This window comes from Herbiconiux sp. SALV-R1 (genome assembly GCF_013113715.1).
In the GTDB taxonomy this organism is placed as follows: Bacteria; Actinomycetota; Actinomycetes; order Actinomycetales; family Microbacteriaceae; genus Herbiconiux.
On record NZ_CP053344.1, the window covers coordinates 4,279,842 to 4,297,467 of the forward strand.

At 71.7% G+C, this 17,626-nt stretch carries 13 protein-coding genes; 2 read left to right on the forward strand and 11 right to left on the reverse strand.

Annotated features, from left to right (window positions below; all coding sequences use genetic code 11):
* Window positions 1–70: 70 nt before the first annotated feature.
* The gene (locus tag HL652_RS21570; RefSeq protein ID WP_216603955.1) at window positions 71–3,460 is read right to left on the reverse strand and encodes a chitobiase/beta-hexosaminidase C-terminal domain-containing protein; all 3,390 of its coding nucleotides are present in this window, start codon (window positions 3,458–3,460) and stop codon (window positions 71–73) included.
* A gap of 220 nt (window positions 3,461–3,680) precedes the next feature.
* Here HL652_RS21570 and HL652_RS20330 point away from each other — a divergent pair, with 220 nt between their 5' ends.
* The gene (locus tag HL652_RS20330; RefSeq protein WP_171706986.1) at window positions 3,681–6,329 is read left to right on the forward strand and encodes a chitobiase/beta-hexosaminidase C-terminal domain-containing protein; all 2,649 of its coding nucleotides are present in this window, start codon (window positions 3,681–3,683) and stop codon (window positions 6,327–6,329) included.
* Window positions 6,330–6,426: 97 nt separating this feature from the next.
* Here the strand turns inward: HL652_RS20330 and rbsD are convergent, their stop codons facing one another.
* From rbsD to HL652_RS20360, 6 genes are read right to left on the reverse strand one after another with little or no spacing between them, the layout of a single operon-like run.
* Window positions 6,427–6,822: a D-ribose pyranase gene (gene rbsD, locus HL652_RS20335; protein WP_171706987.1), complete on the reverse strand. Its 396-nt coding sequence runs from the start codon at window positions 6,820–6,822 to the stop codon at window positions 6,427–6,429.
* Window positions 6,822–7,541: an SDR family oxidoreductase gene (locus HL652_RS20340; RefSeq protein WP_171706988.1), complete on the reverse strand. Its 720-nt coding sequence runs from the start codon at window positions 7,539–7,541 to the stop codon at window positions 6,822–6,824. Before HL652_RS20340 ends, rbsD begins: the two co-directional genes overlap by 1 nt.
* Window positions 7,538–9,040: a xylulokinase gene (locus HL652_RS20345; RefSeq protein WP_171706989.1), complete on the reverse strand. Its 1,503-nt coding sequence runs from the start codon at window positions 9,038–9,040 to the stop codon at window positions 7,538–7,540. Before HL652_RS20345 ends, HL652_RS20340 begins: the two co-directional genes overlap by 4 nt.
* Before the next feature lie 4 nt (window positions 9,041–9,044).
* Entirely contained in the window at window positions 9,045–10,019 is a 975-nt protein-coding gene (locus HL652_RS20350; protein WP_171706990.1) for a shikimate dehydrogenase family protein, read from the reverse strand.
* Window positions 10,016–10,723, reverse strand: coding sequence for a deoxyribose-phosphate aldolase (gene deoC, locus HL652_RS20355; protein ID WP_171706991.1), 708 nt, complete (start codon window positions 10,721–10,723; stop codon window positions 10,016–10,018). Before deoC ends, HL652_RS20350 begins: the two co-directional genes overlap by 4 nt.
* On the reverse strand, window positions 10,716–11,318 hold the full coding sequence (locus HL652_RS20360) for a glucose-6-phosphate isomerase family protein (protein WP_171706992.1): 603 nt from the start codon (window positions 11,316–11,318) through the stop codon (window positions 10,716–10,718). Before HL652_RS20360 ends, deoC begins: the two co-directional genes overlap by 8 nt.
* A gap of 140 nt (window positions 11,319–11,458) precedes the next feature.
* On the opposite strand from HL652_RS20360, the gene HL652_RS20365 reads away from it, so the two are divergent.
* Complete coding sequence (locus tag HL652_RS20365; RefSeq protein WP_171706993.1) at window positions 11,459–14,050, forward strand: glycoside hydrolase family 2 protein; 2,592 nt, start codon at window positions 11,459–11,461, stop codon at window positions 14,048–14,050.
* A gap of 36 nt (window positions 14,051–14,086) precedes the next feature.
* On the opposite strand, the gene HL652_RS20370 is transcribed toward HL652_RS20365, so the two are convergent.
* The 4 genes from HL652_RS20370 to HL652_RS20385 form a co-directional block, all read right to left on the reverse strand.
* The gene (locus HL652_RS20370) at window positions 14,087–15,022 is read right to left on the reverse strand and encodes a phosphotriesterase family protein (RefSeq protein ID WP_171706994.1); all 936 of its coding nucleotides are present in this window, start codon (window positions 15,020–15,022) and stop codon (window positions 14,087–14,089) included.
* Window positions 15,019–15,672 carry a bifunctional 4-hydroxy-2-oxoglutarate aldolase/2-dehydro-3-deoxy-phosphogluconate aldolase gene (locus HL652_RS20375; protein ID WP_171706995.1) on the reverse strand — a complete coding sequence of 218 codons (654 nt, stop codon included), beginning with the start codon at window positions 15,670–15,672 and terminating at the stop codon, window positions 15,019–15,021. The genes HL652_RS20370 and HL652_RS20375 overlap by 4 nt, the downstream gene beginning before the upstream one ends.
* A 73-nt stretch (window positions 15,673–15,745) precedes the next feature.
* Window positions 15,746–16,699 (reverse strand): 2-hydroxyacid dehydrogenase, encoded by a 954-nt coding sequence (locus HL652_RS20380; RefSeq protein ID WP_171706996.1) that lies wholly within the window; start codon window positions 16,697–16,699, stop codon window positions 15,746–15,748.
* Window positions 16,696–17,604, reverse strand: coding sequence for an SIS domain-containing protein (locus HL652_RS20385; protein ID WP_171706997.1), 909 nt, complete (start codon window positions 17,602–17,604; stop codon window positions 16,696–16,698). Before HL652_RS20385 ends, HL652_RS20380 begins: the two co-directional genes overlap by 4 nt.
* Between the last annotated feature and the right edge of the window lie 22 nt (window positions 17,605–17,626).

The window sequence follows — 17,626 nt, forward strand, 5'->3', positions numbered from 1 at the left end:
TTCCGGGGCACACTCAACGAATCTTAGAGGCTCCACCCCCGAAGGGGGAGGGTCGGTCTCCCCGGGCGCATCAGCCCTCCTCGGCCGAGCAGTCGAGGGCGGCGTAGGAGGGGGTCTGCGTCGAGGTGTGCTCGGTGCCGTCGAGGTACGACGCCTCGACCTCGGCCGTCCCCGCCGCGAGGGTGCTCGCGCCCGAGGGGAAGAGCCCATAGGCGGCCGTGCCGTCGGCGACCCCGGTCTCCTCCTTCTCGGCGCCGACCGCCCCGAGCCGCATGTCGACGTCGCGCCCCGCCTTGTTGATCGAGTACACGGCGACGTAGGCCTCCGTGCCCACGCACAGCGACCACGCAGCCGCTGTCGTCGCCGCCTCGAGGCCGGCGGCCGGCACAGCCTCGAGACCCACCGCGTCGACGAACGCCGTCGCGTCGCCCGTCGGGGCGGAGCCGCGGAACGCGATGCTGTGCGCTCCCCGGCCGACCGTGAAGACCGGCGTCGTGTACCCCGTCCAGCTCGACGCCGACGGGGTGGCCGTGGCCACCACCGTGCCGTCGACGAGCACCTCGATCGGCTGCGGGGTGGCGTACCCCGCCCGCTTCGACGCCTGAAACGTCAGCCGGTAGTCGCCCGGCACGAAGTCGACCGACTGGGTGAACGAGCCGTGCGACCCGTCTTTCGACTGCAGCAGCGCGGTCTGCGTGCCCTCCGGTGCGGTGGTGGCGCCGAAGGCGCTCCCGTTGTGCTGGATGCCCGCCTTGCCCACGAACGCCCAGCCGTCGGTGAACGGCGCCGACTTCACGTTCGTGGTGGCCGGCGACTCGAATCCCGCGTTGGCGAGCGCCGGCACGGCCGGGGCTGCGGGCAGCTCGACGCGCACGTCGTCGAGGAACGCGGTGCGGTCGCCCGAGGGCGCCGTGGCCCGGAAGGTCACCGTGTGCTTGCCGCCGGCGCTGGCGAAGATCGCACTGCGCACCGGGGTGTAGCTCGTGGTCGAGCTGACCGTGAACGACCCGATCACCGTGCTGTCGTACAGCACGTCGAAGGTCTGCGCCGGGTAGCCCGAGCGCCCCGACAGCTCGAACGCCAGCTGGAAGGTGCCCGCCGGGAAGGTGAGTTCTTGGCTGATCTCGCCCTGCACCCCCGCATCCGTCTTCAGATAGGCGACCTGGGCGCCCTCGGGCGGTGTGCCGGGACCGAGCGGGCCCTGGGCGTTCTGGATGCCCGAGCGGTTGTTGAAAGTCCAGCCGTTGACGAACGGCCCGGTCTTCGACTTCGTGCCTCCCGGCTTCTCGAAGCCCGCGTTCGTGATGGTGACGATGGGGTACTCGGCGGGGATGGTCGGGCTTACGTAGCAGTGCTGCTCGACCCCGGGGTTGGGGTCGCCGAACTCGGCGGTGGTGCAGGCGGTGTCTCCGGTGCGGGTCTGGTAGCTGAACAGCCCGTCGCCGCCGAAGGCCACGCTCTGCTGGCCGCTGAAGAAGCAGGTGCCGTTCTCGTCGGCGCACAGGGTGTACCCGTCGGGTCCGTCGGAGACCGCGCCCACCTTGTAGAGGCGGCTCGCCGAGCCCGATGCCGTGAGTCCCGGTGCGAACGCCGCGGCCTGGTAGAGGCGGGTGGTCGATTCGGCGAGCACGATCGGATGCTCGTACAGCGTCGACGATGCGGTCGGCGTCGTTCCGTCGGTGGTGTACCTGATCTCGGCACCCGCGGTCGCGGTGGAGAGCGTGAGCATGCGCGCCCCGTCATACACCCCAGACTCGAGGCTGAAGCTCGGCGGACTGACCACCGCGGGGTCGGACGCCGGGGTCACGAGCACGCGGGCGACGGCTGTGGCGCTCGGGTCGGCCGTGCTCGTCGCAATCACGGCGACCTTGCGCTCGGTGGTCACGGCCGGCGGCGTGTAGACGCCGCTGCTCGAGACCGAGCCGTTGCCGGTGCCCTCCACGCTCCAGGTGACGCCCGCCGCGCCGTCGACGACGGAGGCGCCGAGCTGCAGGGTCGAGCCCGAGGCCACGGTGGGGTCGACGTCGTCGAGCGCCACCTGCACGGCGGGGTCGGCGGTGGTGTAGACCGCGACGGTGTAGTCGCCGCCGAGCGTGTCGCTGAAGCTCGTGGTGGCGGGGATGCTCGCCGACGAGGCGGGGAGCAGCGCGTTCTCGTCGGGAACGAGGTCGGGGGTGTACTCCACGCGGTGTACGTCGCTGCCGAGGTCGAGCGACCCGAAGTCGACGGTGAGGTTCTTGTCGGCCCCCGCCTTCGACTCGACCAGCACGGTGTACTCGCCGTCGGCGTCACGGAACGCCGCGACGCGCACGTCGCCCGAGCTCGAGGTGGCCTGCACGACGTCGCTGTGCGCCGGCACGTACCGCGTGAGCAGCCCCGCGGCGGCGAAGGTGTTGCGCGGCTCGAGCCCCAGCAGCACCGAGTCCCACATGTTGTACGTGCCGTTGGTGTCGCCGTCGGGGTCGGCCGTCCAGACTCCGTTGAGCTGCCAGACCAGCAGCGAGTGGAGCCCCTGGTTCGCGCCGGCGATGACGTAGTTGGCGTAGCCGGAGTCCCAGCCGCTGGCCGTGTCCGACGACCAGCCGAACTCCGACATGTTCACCGGCTTCCCGCCGGCCACGCTCGTGCGGGCGGCGATGCTGCCGGCCACCGAGCTGTAGGAGTCGCCGTAGGTGTGGAAGCTGTACTGGTCGAAGGCGTCGCCGCCGTTCGCCGCCATGTACGAGGTCCAGTCGGGCGCCCCGCTCTCTTCAGGGCCCCACACCTCGACGTCGTCGCGCAGCCCGTCGGTCTCGAGCTGGTCGCTCACGGCCTGGGCCATGGCGAGGTAGTAGGCCTTCTGGTCGCCGGGCGCCTCGAAGTCCCAGCTGCCGTTGGGCTCGTTGTAGTAGGTGAGGTACTTCACGTTGTCGTAGCCGCGCTGGGTGATGAGCTCGTCGAGCAGCGCCGAGGCGGCGTCGGCGAACGCGGGGATGTCGTCCGGCGCGCTCGTCCACGGGTCGACGCCCGGGATGGAGAACCACGACTGGATGCTCGACCCGACTTTCCAGCCGAAGTTGAGTTCCACGTCGGTGCCGGCGGCCTGGAACGCGTCGAGATAGCGGTAAAAGGCGAGCATCCGGTCGCTGGTGAAGGTGTAGCTGCCTTTGCTCGGCTCCATCCAGTCGGTCTGGAACCAGATGCGCGCGACCTTCGGGCGGAGCTTCTCGATGCGGGCGGAGTCGATCGCCCAGTCGGCATCGGTGTAGCCGAGTTCGGTGGTGCCCTCCATGAGGCTGCCCGGAATGACGTTCACGCCGATGCCGAGGAAGTCGCTCTGCACCACCGTGTCGGGGTCGATCGACACCGTCACGGCGTCGGCGGCGTGCGCCGGGGCTGCCGTGACGGCGACCAGCGCCGCCGACGAGAGCAGAACGGCGGTGGCGGCGGCGAGGCCGCGGGAGAGGAATGTGCGAGTCATCGTCTGACGCCTATCTCCATCGATAGCGGCGTCGTCATCTCGGGCGGCCACGGAGACCGGATGCGACGCGTGTGCGGCCAATGTAGGCCTAATTGTGTAGTGAAAGCAACAAAATTAAGTTCCGGCGTGATGTCTTGCGCCCCGAAAGGGGGTCGCCTACCCTGATTTGCGGGCAAGACGAGTAGTTTTGCTACAACATCGACGGAGATGGGAGACGCTGATGCGTCGAGATGTCAGGAGAGCCGCGCTCGCGGCGATCGCCGTGGGAGGGCTCCTCGTGGGTGCGCTCGCCGGGGGCGTTCAGGCGGCCACGGCCGCGCCGGGAGGCGACCAGCCGGTCGACGTGGTCGTGCACACCGGCGACCTCGTGCAAGACGACTACCTGGGGGTTGGGGTGAACGTCATCCCGTGGAGCCTCATGGGCGACACCGCCACCCTCGGCTACGACGAGGCCGACTGGCAGGTCGACGTCGAGCGCATCCTCACACTGCGCCCGAAGGTGGCGCGGTTCTGGTTCCAGATCGACTGGATGGAGCTGCAGAAGGGGCAGTACGACTTCGACAGCCCCGAGATGAAGGCGGTCTACCGCTACCTCGACGCCTTCAAGCAGGCCGGCACCGAGATCGAGCTCAACTTCGGCTGGAAGGTCGGGGAGCGGATTCACGACTGGTTCACCATCCCCGGGGTGGAAGACCCGTACATCAGCGCACCGGCCGACCTGCCCGCCTACGGGCGCAGCGCATCCGCTCTGCTGCAGAATCTCTGGGGTCGCGGGTACGAGAACGTGAAGTACCTCACCTACTACAACGAGCCCAACGGAAGTTGGGACTTCGAGGCGCCCGGCGACGAGAAGGCGTACTACGCGCAGATGGCGCAGGCGGTGAGCGACCAGCTCGTCGCCGACGGCATCCGCGACCGGATCGAGATCTGGGGGCCGGAAGAAGTGAGTGCTCCCGATTGGACCGCGTTCATGGAGCAGAACGCCCCCGACGCCTTCGACGGCTACAGCTTCCACCTCTACGGCGAGGCGTACTCGAGCCTCGACGACATCATCGCCGCCCGCACGAGCGTGGCGAACGGCAAGCCGGTGAGCATGACCGAGTTCGGCTGGGCGAGCCCCGAGGCGAGCGTCTGGGAGACCGGTTACGCCAACTACGTCATCGACAGCGCCAACAAGGGTGTTCACACCAACCTCGTCTGGCAGCTGAACGGCGTGATGACCGACGACCCCCGTGGCGACACCAACGGCGACTACAACCTGTGGGACTCCGTCATCCTGGGGCTCGAGCCGAGCCCGGCGTTCTACGAGGCGGGGCCGCTGCTGCGGTACATTCCGGCCCACAGCTCGGTGTACGCGACCGAGGTCTCCTCGCCCGATGCGCGGGCGACGGCGTTCCGCGACGGCGACGGCGAGTGGACGGTGCTGGTGGAGACGAAGGACGGCGCGGCGAAAGACGTCACGGTGCGTTTCGACGGCGACAAGTCGCGTGAGGCCTCGAAGGGCTCGTACACCCGCATCGCCATGACGGATGCCGACGCCCAGCCCGAGCAGAACGCCCTGCTTCCCGCCTCGAGCGGCTCGCTGAAGGTGAAGAAGGGTGCGTTCACCGACCGCGAGGTGACGGATGCGCACACCCAGCTGGTCTACACGCAGGCTCCTGCGCAGACCCAGGTGGCCCTCGACGACCCGCAGATCGAGGTGGTCGGCGGCTCGACCACGAAGCTCGGCGCCTCGGTGATCGACGGTCACGCCAACGTGACGTGGTCGGTGATCGGCTCCGACGACGGAACGGTCAGCCCCTCCGGCAAGTACACCGCGCCCCAGGTGACCACGGAGCGCACCGTCGCGATCACGGCGACGAGCCGCTCCGACGGGTCGAGCTACGCCGTGCAGCAGGTGCTGGTCACGCCCGCCCATCGTGACGGCGTCACCGACGCACCGGTGTTCAGCCTCCCCGCGGGCCAGTACGACTCGCTCGAGGGAGTGACCATCACGTCGCCGACCGAGGGTGCGAGCATCCACTACACCACCGACGGCTCGCAGCCGACGGCCGAGTCGCCCGAGTACACCGGTCAGATCGTGCTGCCGGCGCTGAAGACCACGTACCTGCGCGCCATCGCGATCGCGCCCGGTCAGGAGGCGTCGGGTACCACCTCGCGGCTGTACAAGGTGCTCGACGTGCAGAACGCCCCCGACGGCTACACGTTCTGCGCCTACGACGGTCAGCAGTGCGCGTTCGACGGCGAGCAGAGCGTGGTCTACGGCTCCGACGGGCTGTTCGCCTACGGCACGTTCGCGGGCGGCGTCGAGTGCACGGCCGAGGCGTTCGGGTCGGATCCCAACCCGGGCGGCGACAACCGCTGCTTCGTGAACCCCGTGATCCCCGACGAGGTTCCCGCGGTCACCGTGTTCAACGCGGGCTTCGAGAAGCCGGCGACGTCGAGCGCCGCCAACGGGCCCATGGTGAACGGGTGGACGTTCAGCGTGCGTTCGGGGGTGCAGTCGAACACGAGCCCCTTCGTGCCGGCGTTCCCGGCCCCCGAGGGTGAGCGCACGGCCTACCTGAAGACCGACTCCGGCCTCGCCAGCAGCATCGAGCAGACCGTGCGGTTCCCCGCGGGCAGCTACGCCATCACCTTCCAGGCGGCCAACCGCTCGGGCTTCGGTGGCCAGCAGGAGTTCGACGTCACGGTCGACGGAACCGTGGTGGCCCACGTGGTGCCGAGCATGACGGGCGAGTACGCGCTCTACACCAGCGACACCTTCACGGTGGAGGCGGGCGAGCACACCATCGCCTTCGTCGCCACCACCACCGACGGCGACAACACCGCCTTCGTCGACCAGGTCGCCGTGGTCTCGGCCCCCTAGCCCCGACCACCGCCCACAAGGGCCCGGATGCTGCGCATCCGGGCCCTTCTCCTGCCTACGGATCAGACGTTCCGAGGGGTCAGGTGGGTGAGGCGGGTCAGACGTCGAAGGCGACGCCGGCGGTGAGGAGGATGTTGCCGTAGGGGGTGGCTTCGGCGGTGCGGATGACGAAGCGGGCGGCGGTGGAGAGGCGCTTGAGTTCGTCGTGGGGCACCCGGGTGGCGCCGGGGGCGGCGGAGTCGAAGAGGGCGGCGAGCTCGGAGTTGGCGGCGTCGACCTCGGAGGCGACGGCGGCCGCCTCGACGACGACCTCGGCGAGCACCGCCTCGAGCACGGGCTCGAGCCGCGGCAGACCGAAGATCACGCGCAGGTCGACGGTCGGCACCCCGGGCGGCACTGGGAAGCCGCTGTCGGCGACGACGAAGAGATCGGTGTGCGAGAGCCGGGCCAGGTGGCCCGCGAGCTCGGCGTGGAGGATGCCGGCGCGCTTCATCAGGCGTCCTGCGAGGTCGGAGCCACCACGATCTCGCGGAAGCTGATGTGCTGGGGCAGCGAGTACGCGGCGAGGATGGCGTCGGCGACGTCGGAGGGCTGGAGCCCCCCGCCGATCGATCCTTTGTAGGCGAGGTAGCCGTCGAGCACCGCGCCCTCGCCGGTGTTGCCGAGCAGCTCGGTGTCGACCATGCCCGGGGCGACGAGCAGCACCCGCACCCCGTGCTCGGCGTTCTCGCGCCGGAGCCCCTCCGTCATGGCGTGCACGGCGTACTTCGTGCCGTTGTAGACGGTGTGGTCGCCGTAGAGCTGCTTGCCCGCGATGGAGCCGAGGTTCACGATCGTGCCGCGGCCGCGCTCGCGCATGCCGCCGAGCACCAGCTGCGCGTTCTTCATCACGGCGACGCAGTTCACGTCGAACATCGCCTGCACGAGTGCGGGGTCTTGATCGACCACGGAGGAGAGCGCCATCAGCCCCGCGTTGTTGACGAGCAGGTCGGGCTCGCCGAACCGCTCGACTGCACGTGCGAGGGCTGCCGCGACGGCGGGGGTGTCGTTAACGTCGGCCTCGGCGATCTCGGCGTCGGGGAGCCCGAGCGCCTCCATCGCCGGCCGACGGCGGGCGATGAGCAGCAACGGATGGCCGGCCGCCGAGAAGGCGCGGGCCGTGGCGGCGCCGATGCCGGAGCTCGCTCCGGTGATGATGACGAGCGGTTTCATCGGGGGGATTCCTCCTGGTGGGTCGAGGGGGCGAGCGCGGTGAGTGCCGCGTCGAAGCGCGCGCGGGCGTCGTCGTAGACGCCCGCGGCACGCGGGTCGGGGTCGATGCGCGCCACCACGCGGTGCGGCAGGTCGGCGTCGCTCCACCGCCAGACGCCGAGGCCCACGAACGCGATGGTCGCGGCGCCGAGTGTCGCCGCCTGCTGGTCGACGCTCGTGCGCACCAGCGTCGACTGCAGCACGTCGGCGTAGAGGCGGTTCCACCCGTCGCTCTGCGCACCACCGCCCGAGACGGTGAGCTCGTCGCGCGTCCCGCTGAGCTCCCGGATGCGGTCGAGACTCCGGCGCAGGGCGAAGGCGATGCCCTCGATACAGGCCCGCAGCAGCTCGGCCCGCGTGCTGCCGAGGGTGGCGCCCGTGATCGCACCACGTGCATCCGGACCCCCTTCGAGAGGCGTGCCTCCGGCGAGCATGGGGAGGAAGACGAGGCCGTTCGACCCGGGCGGTGCGGTGAGTGCTTCGGCGATGACCGCCTCGGCGTCGAGACCCGGTGCGAGCAGCCCCCGCCACCAGTCGAAGCTCGTGCCGCTGCTGAAGGTCGACAGCGCGCTCACGTGGAGGCCGGGGACGGCGTGGCGGAAGACGTAGGGGCGCGCGTCGACGTCGATGACGGGGCGGGCCGAGGTGACGGTCATCCAGCTCGACGATCCGAGCGCCGCATAAATGCGCCCCTCGGCGGTGCCGCGGGAGCCGAGCGCCATGGCGGCGTTGTCGACCGCGCCGGCGAACACGGGGATGCCGGGGCGGAGGCCCAGCGCTTCGGCGGCCTCGGGGGTGAGCGGCCCGACCTGGTCGGCACTCTCGCCCGGCTCAACGAGGAGCTCGCGGGGGAGACCCGCGGCCTCGAGCAGCTCGTCGTCGTAGCCGCCCGCCTCGAGGGAGTAGGCGCCCGAACCGCTGGCGTAGGAGTGGTCGGTGGCGAGCCGGCCGGTGAGGCGCAGGTTGATCCAGTCCTTCGAGCCGAGGAGGGTGCGCGTCGCGGCCCAGGTGTCGGGGTGCTCCGCCCGCAGGGCGCCCGCCTTGAAGAGCGGGTAGAGGGCGGCGCCGAAGCCGTTGCCGGTGCGCCGGTACCACTCCTCCTCGGGCACGGCGTCGAAGACGGGGGCGGTGTACGCCGCGCCCCGGGTGTCAGACCAGATCGGAGTGCTCTGCTGCACCAGCTCGCCCTCGGAGTCGAGCGCGACGATGCCGAGGCTCTGCCCGGAGAGGGCGATCGCCGACACCCGCGCGGCGAGGTCGGGAACCTGCTGGGCGAGCTCGCGGGTGGAGGCGACCACCGCATCCCACCAGTCGGCCGGCCGCTGCTCGGCCCGGCCGGGGGAGGGGTGTTGGGTCGGATAGCGGCTCACCGTCTCGGCGAGGCAGCTGCCGTCGTCGGCCCAGGCCGCCGCCTTGCAGCCTCCCGTGCCGAGGTCGAAGGCGAGAGCGAGCTCGGGCATCGGATCAGCGGGTCGCGCGCGCGAGGGCGCTGAGGGCGTCGAAGCCGGCGCCCGAGGTGGGGATGTCGATGTGGAACACCTCGGCGATCACCTGGGTCCAGCCGTGCACGAAGTACACCCAGCCGTCTTCGACCCGCACGCCCCGCTCGACGGGCTGCGCCCGCGCCTGGTCGAGGAAGACCAGGTCGCCCCGGTAGTTGAGGTCCCAGGCGATGGCGTCGCGGGGGAAGACCGCGGCGCCCGTGAGGGGGGAGCCGGGCGCGTCTTTGCCGAGCCCGGTCGCGTTCACGACGAGGGCGCCCGGTGCGAGGCTCTGCAGCACGCGATCATTCTCCTCCGGGCTCGGCACGAGCACGTACTCGAACCGGGTCGTCGTCTCGAGCGACTCGTGGATGCTGCGGATGTGGTCGAGGCGTTCGGCCGAGCGGTTGGTCACGATGAGCCGCTCCGGCCGGTTCGCGCCGGCGTCGGGTCGGGTGAGGTACCAGCTCATCGCGATGGTCGACCCGCCGGCGCCGAGGCAGAGCGCTTCGGAACCGCGGCCGCTCGACCAGTAGTCGTCGCCGAGGAAGGCGTCGAGGGCGAGGCCGCTCGAGATGGGGTCTTTGGCGTGGCAGACGAGCGCGCCGTCGCGCTTCGAGATGCAGCTGGTCTCACCCATCAGTCGCGCGAACGGGTCGATCTCGTCGAACAGGTCGGCGCAGGCGGCGAACAGGTCGAGCTTGTGGGTGGTGACCAGCGCGCCGAGGCTCAGCGGGTCGTTCGCGATGAACTCGACGACGGCCCGGTACTGCTCGGCGGGGGCGTGCAGCGGCAGGTCGATGCCCTGCAGGCGGGCGTCGCGCAGGCCCAGGTGCTCCGCCCAGCGCGGGAAGACGCGCTGGATCGAGGAGCTGCCCGTCGTCACGCCGATGAAGTACAGGGTCGGCTGGGTCGCCGGCGCGAGCACGTCGGGGGTCAGTGTGGTGATGAGCGTCATGCTGTGCGGTCCTCCCGGGTCGCGGCGACGGCGTCGAGCGCCGCGGTCTGGTTCATGCCGAAGCGGGTGACCCCCGCATCCGCCATCGCACGGATGGTGGCCAGGTCGCGCACGCCTCCGGCGGCCTTCACCCGGGCCCGCCCGGCGGCGCGCTCGACGATGAGACGCACGTGGTCGAGGGTGGTGGGCACGCCCGACCAGCCGGTGCCGGTCTTGATCCAGGGCACGCCGGCCGCGATCGCGGCGTCGACGCCGAGGCGGATGTCGTCGTCGCCCAGGCGGCCGACCTCGAGGATGGCGCGCAGCGGCACCCTCCCGTCGACGAGCTCGACGATGGCGCGCAGCTCCCGCTCGACGTAGTCGCCCTCACCCGAGCGGAGGCGGCCTATGGCGACCACCACGTCGAGCTCCTGCACTCCGGCGTCGAGCAGCTCGGTCGCCTCGGCGACTTTCGTCGCCGTCGTGGGCCCGCCGCTCGGGAAGCCGACGGGCGACCCGGCGAGGGTGTCGCCGCCGTCGAGCAGCTCTTTCAGCACCGGGAGCCAGTTCGGCAGCACGTGGGCGCTGACGAATCCGCCGGCGCGGGCGTCGGCGGCGAGGCGCTCGATGTCGTGCCGGTCGTGCTGCGCCTGCACGCAGCTGATGTCGATGTGGCGGGGGAGCGTCGCGAGCAGCTCCGCCGTGGTGATGACTGCCTCAGGCACCGTAGCCTCCGTGGTCGGGGTTGTCGCGGGTGGTCCATCCCTCGTCGGATGCGACGACGAGAGTGCTCATGCCCCCCGCCCTCTCGATGATGCCGTAGTCCTGCCCGGCGTCGGTGGCGTAGCAGAACAGGGTCTGCAGCACCTCGTCGCCGACGTTGACGCTGCGGTGCACCCAGCCGCCCGGCACGTGCACGACGGTGCCGGGGCCGATGGGCACCGCGCGCGACTCGCCGGTGAGTGAGTCGAGCAGCATGACGCCCGAGCCCGCGATGCCGTAGTACATCTCGGCGTGCTCGCTCCGGGCGTGCAGGTGACCGCGGGTCATCGCGTACTCCTCGCCCACCCGGCCGGGGCGGAGCACGCTGAGGCCGATGGTGAGGGCGCCGTCACCCTGCTCGACGATGCTGCTGTCGACCCAGTAGACGGGCGAGCCGTCGTGGGCGTCGAGTGCTTCGGCGAAGGCGTCGGCGTCGCGGTAGAGACCGGCCAGATCGGTGAGGTGCTTCTCGTAGCGCTCGGCGGGCCCGGTCAGCCGGGCGCGCAGGGCGTCGACGTCGAGGGCGGCCGGTTCGGCCGGGTGTGCAGCGTCGCACATGGGAGCTCCTCTGAAAGGGGACGGGGCGTGGTGGTGCCCGAATGCGTAGTAAGACTACAGGATGCGGGCTCAGGTCCCAACATCCACCCCGGCTCGGGCTATATTTCGGCCCAGATGTGTAGTTGTGCTACTTCTGGGGTATGACTTTCGTCGCGCTCACCTCCGGCTGGACCGTTCGAGCAGTGGCGGGCCCGGTGCCCGACACGCTTTGCGAGACGCTCGCTGGGGGTGTGCCCGCGACGGTTCCGGGTGTCGTGCACACCGACCTGCTGGCGGCGGAGCTCATCCCCGACCCCTACGTCGACGACAACGAGTCGCTGCTGGCGTGGATCGGCCGGTGCACGTGGAGCTACGGCATCACGTTCTCGTGGAGCGACGATGCATCCGACCGGGTCGACCTGGTCGCCGACGGCCTCGACACGGTGGCGACGGTCGCGCTCAACGGCGTCGCGGTCGCGGCGACGCGCAACCAGCACCGCTCCTGGCGCTGGGACGTGCGGCACCTGCTCCGGGAGGGTGTCAACGAGCTCGTCGTGACCTTCGGGTCGGCCCTCGATCACGCGGAGGAGCGGGAGCGGGTGCTGGGGGTGCGGCCGCATTCCTACGTGCATCCGTTCAACACGATTCGCAAGACGGCGTGCAATTTCGGGTGGGACTGGGGGCCGGCGCTCGTGACCGCCGGAATCTGGCGGCGCATCGGCCTGGAGTCGTGGAGCGGGGTGCGCATCGCGGCGGTGCGGCCGATCGTGCGCGGCGGGCGCGCGGGCGCGGGTGTGGCGGCGGGTGCCGGTGCGGGTGCCGGTGCGGGTGCCGCCGCCGGTGCGGGCGCAGGCCGCGGGGTCGCCGTGCACGTCGACGTCGAGCGGGCGGCGACCGCGGGGGAGGGCGAGGGCGAGCTCGAGCTCGAGATCACGGCGACCGTCGCCGGGGTCGAAGCGCGTGCCGTGCTCTCCGCCGGGGTGACGTCGGCCGTGCTCGACCTCGCGGTTCCGCACGCCGAGCTGTGGTGGCCGCGCGGCCACGGCGAGCAGCCGCTCTACGAGCTCATCGTCACCGCGGGCGGCGACAGGTGGGAGAAGCGCATCGGCTTCCGCTCCGTCGAACTCGACACCTCGCCCGACTTCGACGGGAGCGCCTTCTCCCTCCGCGTGAACGGGGAGGCCGTGTACGTGCGCGGCGCCAACTGGATTCCCGACGACACCTTCTTCCCACGCTCCACCCGCGAGAGCCTCGCCGCCCGTTTCGCCGACGCCACCGAGGCGGGCATGAACCTGCTGCGCGTGTGGGGCGGCGGCATCTACGAGTCGGAGGAGTTCTACGAGCTCGCCGACGAGCAGGGGCTCCTGGTCTGGCAGGACTTCCTGCTCGCCTGCGCCGCCTACAGCGAAGACGCCGAGCTGTGGGAGGAGTTCGCCGCCGAGGCGCGAGAAGCGGTGACGCGGCTCACCGCCCACCCGAGCCTCGTGCTGTGGAACGGCGGCAACGAGAACCTCTGGGGCTACATCGACTGGGAGTGGCGTGCGCGCCTCGAGGACATGACCTGGGGCGAGGGGTACTACCAGGAGCTCTTCCCGTCGATCGTCGCCGAGCTCGCGCCGGGCACGCCGTACTCGGCGGGGAGCCCTTACGGGTTCAGCCGCTACGTGCATCCGAACGACCCCGCGCACGGCACGACCCACATCTGGGACGTCTGGAACAAGGTCGACTACGAGACCTACCGCTCCTACCGCGCGCGCTTCGTCTCGGAGTTCGGGTTCCAGGGGCCGCCGGCCTGGTCGACGCTGTTCTCGGTGGTGCACGATGAGCCGGCCGATCCGTTCGGCGCGACGATGCTCGTGCACCAGAAGGCGCGGGAGGGCAACGCCAAGCTCGAGCGCGGGCTGGGCGCGCACATCGCGCGGTGGAACTCGATCGACGACTGGCACTGGGCCACGCAGCTCAACCAGGCACGGGCCGTCGCTTTCGGCATCGAGCACTTCAGGTCGCTGCACCCGCTCAACCAGGGGTCGATCGTCTGGCAGCTGAACGACTGCTGGCCGGTGATCTCGTGGGCCGCTGTCGACTCGCTGGGGCACCGCAAACCGCTCTGGCACGCTCTGCGCCGCGTGTTCGCCGATCGGCTCGTGTCGGTGCAGCCGCGCTCGTCAGGGCTGTCGCTCGCACTGCACGACGACGCGGCCGAGGCGTGGGAGACGACCGCCGTGCTCCGCCGCCTGACGCTCGCCGGCGAGGAGCTGGCGCGCACCGAGCACACGCTGCGGGTTCCGGCGCGGGAGAGTCTCACGCTGCCCCTCCCGCCCGAGATCGGCATGCCGGGCGACCCGCGGGGCGAGGTCGTCGTGGCAGACCTGGGCACGGGAGAGCGGGCGCTGTGGTGGTTCGCCGAAGACCCCCAGCTGCTCGTCGAGCGGCGCCCCTACCGCGCCTCGGCCGTGGAGGAGCGCCCCGGCGCCTACCGGGTCTCGATCACCGCCACCGCCGTGCTGAAAGACCTCACGCTGCTGGTCGACCGCGCACATCCCGACGCCAGGGTCGACCGGGCGCTCGTCACCCTGCTGCCCGGCGAGACCGCCGTCTTCACCGTGCACGCACCCGCGGGCCTCGACCCGCTCGCCCTCCTGCACGAGCACGTGGTGCGCAGCGCGAACGACCTGGTGCCGCCGAGGGCCGCCCCGTCAGTCGCGACGCCCGGTGGGGTGCAGGGGGAACGGATGCGGGTCAGCGCCAGGTGAGCCAGCGGGCCGGCGTCGGCGTCGGCTAGGCCTGAATTAACGCCAGGTGAGCCAGCAGGCCGGGTTCGCCGTGGTGATGCGGGCGGCGGCCTCGGGGCCGACGGCACGCACCACGCGCGGCAGGAAGCGCTCGCCGAGGTAGGCGAGGCCGGGCAGGCCGCCGTAGGCGCGGTAGCGGGAGGCGCGGGCCACGTCGCCGCCGAGCAGCACGCGGTCGCCGTGGCCGGTCTGCACGAGCTCGTCGACGAGCTCGACGATCACCGAGTCGGGCCACTCGCGATGCCGTGCCGGCCCGTCGACGCCCAGGTACGCGCCGCGGGCGGCGAGTTCGCCGAGCAGCCCCGCGTCGGGGTTGCGATCGATGTGCGCGAGCGCGACGGCGTCGGCGGCCACCCCGTGCGAACCGAGCAGGTCGAGCACCTCGTGGGCCGCGCTGCCGTGCTCGAGATGCACCATGACGGGAGCGCCGGTGGCGGCGTGCGCCACGCCCACCGCCTCCAGGCAGCGCGAAGCGGCCGCGTCGATGCGCCAGTAGCCGAGACCCGCCTTGAGCAGCCCGGCGCGGGGAGCCTCCCGGTCGGGCTCGGGGTCGAGCCCCTCCCGCGCACCGTGCTCGAGGTCGCGCACGAAGGCTGCGGTGAGCGTCGCGGCGTCGGCCGCGAGCAGCGGGGAGTCCGCCGCGTAGTGCTCGCGCCGGTGCACGCCCGTCGTCATCACCACCCGCAGACCCGTCGCCCGCGCGATGCGCGCGAGCGCGACGGGCCGGCGGCCGAGGCCGAGGGGCGTCGCGTCGACCATCGCCGCGAACCCCGACCCGAGCAGCGACGCCGCCTCCTCGCCGCTCGCCCGCTCGTCGTCGAGGTCGTCGCCCGGCAAGAGGGGCGACACCTGGAAGAGGTGCTCGTGGTAGTCGGTCGGTCCGAGCTCGCCCGGGTCGATGTCGCCCGAGACGGTGCGGATGCGCCCGGTCATTGCGGCAGCGCGGCGACGAAGCGGCGCGCGGTCTCGGTGATGCCCTCCCAGTCGCCGCTGTCGAGCCGAGCCCGCGAGCACAACTCGCTGCCGGCCCCGAGCACCACGGCGCCGGCGTCGAGCCAGGCGGGGATGGTCTCCGGGTTCACCCCTCCGGTCGGGCAGAAGTCGACCTCGGGGAACGGCCCGCGGAGCGACCGCAGGTAGGCGGGCCCGCCGAGCGACGCGGGGAAGAGCTTCACCACGTCGGCGCCCTCGGCCAGCGCCGCCAGCACGTCGCTGGGGCTGAGGGCCCCGAGCAGCAGGGCTGCGCCCGAGCTGCGCAGGGCGGGGGTGAGCGACGGATGCGTGCCCGGCGAGACCAGGAAGGTGGCGCCCGCCTCGACGGCTTCGCCCGCCTGTTCGGGCCGGGTCACCGTTCCGGCGCCCAGCACCACCTCGTCGCCGTGGCGCCGCGCGATCTCGGCGATCGCCTCCGTCGCCCCCGGCGTGGTGAAGGTGATCTCGATTCCGCGCACCCCGCCCGCGACGAGGGAGTCGACGCCGCGCACGGCGCTCGCCGCATCGGAGGCCCGCACCACGGCGACGAGCCGGGTGGCGCGGAGGGCGTCGACGGTGTGGGCACGGTCGATGAGTGTCGTGGCGGTCATGGTCTCTCCTCGAGCAGCGGTACGGGAAGCGAAGGGCGTGAGGCGACCGGTGCCGCTGGCCCGACAGGTGGTGTCAGCGCACGGGGTTCGGCGGCGTCTCGCCGGCCAGCACCGCGAGCAGGTTCTCGACGGCCATGCCCCCCATGCCGTCGACCCCCTCCACGGTCTGGGCCGCGAGGTGGGGAGTGATGGTCACGCGATCGGCGAGATCGTCGGCGAGCAGGGGGGAGGCCCCCGATCCGTGGTTCTCCGTGGCCAGCGTGTCGGCGGCGTAGGCCAGCACACGGCCCGACCGCAGGGCGGCCGCGAGCGCGGTCTCGTCGACGAGGTCGGCGCGCGCGGTGTTCACGATGATGACCGGCCGGCCGGATGCGGCGAGCCACTCCTCGCCGACGATGGTCGCGCCCCCCGGGGCGTGCAACGACACCACGTCGGCCTCGACGGCGAGGGCCTCGGCTGTCGTGTGGCGGAGCCCCTGCCACAGCGGGTCGTCGTCGGGAACGAACGGGTCGGCTCCGGAGAGGGCGGGCCCGAACGCCCGCAGGCGGTCGACGACGCCACGGCCGATGCGGCCGAGGCCGACGACGCCCACCGAGAGCGCGGAGAGTTCGCGGGTGCGCCATCCGCTCCAGTCGCCCTGCCTCAGCCGCCGGTCGGCGGCGGGGATTCCCCGGAGGGCCGAGAGCAACAGGGCGAGGGTGTGCTCGACCACGGCCGAGCTGTTCGCCCCCGGCGTGTTCGTCACCACCACCCCGCGTGCCGCGGCGGCGTCGAGGTCGACCCGGTCGACGCCGACCCCGTACCGGGCCACCACCCGCAGCGAGGGGGCGGCGGCGAGGTGTTCCTCGGTGACCGGGCCCGTGCCGGCGATCCAGCCGACGGCGTCTTCGAGCAGCGGGGCGAGCTCGGCGGTGTCGTGCGACGGCGAGGCCCGCACGATGCGGTAGCCGCGTTCGGCCACCCGAGCGGCGAGGTCGAGTCGCCCGTCGCCGAACGACCGCGAGGTCACCAGAACCGCACCGCTCATGAGGCGGAACCCTCTGTGGGGGGTGCCTGGCGCATCCGGGCCAGTTCGCTCTTCATGCGGCGCACGGCGGCGTTGTGCTCGGGCGGCCGGCGCAGTGCGACCGCGGTGGCGAGCACGTCGACCACCACGAGGCCGGCGATGCGGCTGGTGCTCGGGGTGTACACGTCGGTGTCTTCGAAGGTGCGTACGACGAGCGGCACGTCGGCGAGCTCGGAGAGTGCGCTCGGCCGGCCGGTGAGCGAGATCACCCGGGCGCCGGCGCGCTTGGCGGCGTCGGCGACGGTGAGCGTCTGCTCGGTGTGCCCGGTGTTCGAGATGGCGACGACGACGCTCTTCGGGCCGCTCATGGTGGCGGCGATGAACTGCTGGTGGAAGTCTTCAGGCGCCTGGCAGGGAACCCCGAACAGCGGGAACTTCTGCTGCGCGTCTTTGGCGATGATGCCGCTGGCGCCGAAGCCCACGAAGAGGATGTCGCTCGCGTCGAGCAGGGTCGCTGTGGCCTTCTCGATGGCTGCCGGGTCGAGGTTGCGCCGGGCGCGGTCGAGGCTCGAGATGGTGTGGTCGAAGATCTTCTCGGCGAGGTCGGCGCTCGAGTCGGTGGGCGCGATCGCCGAGTGCGTGACGGGGAGGCCGAGCGCGAGGGTCTGGGCGAGCTGGATCTTGAAGTCCTGGAAGCCCTCGCAGCCGATGGAGGAGCAGAACCGCATGACGGTCGGCTCGCTCACCTCGGCCGCCTCGGCGAGCCCGGCCATGGTGTACTGCAGGGCGCCGTTGGGGTCGCCGAGCACGAGCTGGGCGACCTTCGCCTCCGAGCGGCGGAGCTCGGGCAGCTGGCGGGTGATGCGCTCGAGGAGCGTGTCGGTGGTGCCGTGCGTGGGCGGCTCGAGGGGTTCGGCAACAGACACCGGCGTCTCCTTCTTTCGAGCG

Bases quoted from the DNA above. Each gene is read 5' to 3' on its own strand.
- HL652_RS21570 (WP_216603955.1), bottom strand. From the start codon at position 3,460: ATGACTCGCACATTCCTCTCCCGCGGCCTCGCCGCCGCCACCGCCGTT.
- HL652_RS20330 (WP_171706986.1), top strand. From the start codon at position 3,681: ATGCGTCGAGATGTCAGGAGAGCCGCGCTCGCGGCGATCGCCGTGGGA.
- rbsD (WP_171706987.1), bottom strand. From the start codon at position 6,822: ATGAAGCGCGCCGGCATCCTCCACGCCGAGCTCGCGGGCCACCTGGCC.
- HL652_RS20340 (WP_171706988.1), bottom strand. From the start codon at position 7,541: ATGAAACCGCTCGTCATCATCACCGGAGCGAGCTCCGGCATCGGCGCC.
- HL652_RS20345 (WP_171706989.1), bottom strand. From the start codon at position 9,040: ATGCCCGAGCTCGCTCTCGCCTTCGACCTCGGCACGGGAGGCTGCAAG.
- HL652_RS20350 (WP_171706990.1), bottom strand. From the start codon at position 10,019: ATGACGCTCATCACCACACTGACCCCCGACGTGCTCGCGCCGGCGACC.
- HL652_RS20360 (WP_171706992.1), bottom strand. From the start codon at position 11,318: ATGTGCGACGCTGCACACCCGGCCGAACCGGCCGCCCTCGACGTCGAC.
- HL652_RS20365 (WP_171706993.1), top strand. From the start codon at position 11,459: ATGACTTTCGTCGCGCTCACCTCCGGCTGGACCGTTCGAGCAGTGGCG.
- HL652_RS20370 (WP_171706994.1), bottom strand. From the start codon at position 15,022: ATGACCGGGCGCATCCGCACCGTCTCGGGCGACATCGACCCGGGCGAG.
- HL652_RS20375 (WP_171706995.1), bottom strand. From the start codon at position 15,672: ATGACCGCCACGACACTCATCGACCGTGCCCACACCGTCGACGCCCTC.
- HL652_RS20380 (WP_171706996.1), bottom strand. From the start codon at position 16,699: ATGAGCGGTGCGGTTCTGGTGACCTCGCGGTCGTTCGGCGACGGGCGA.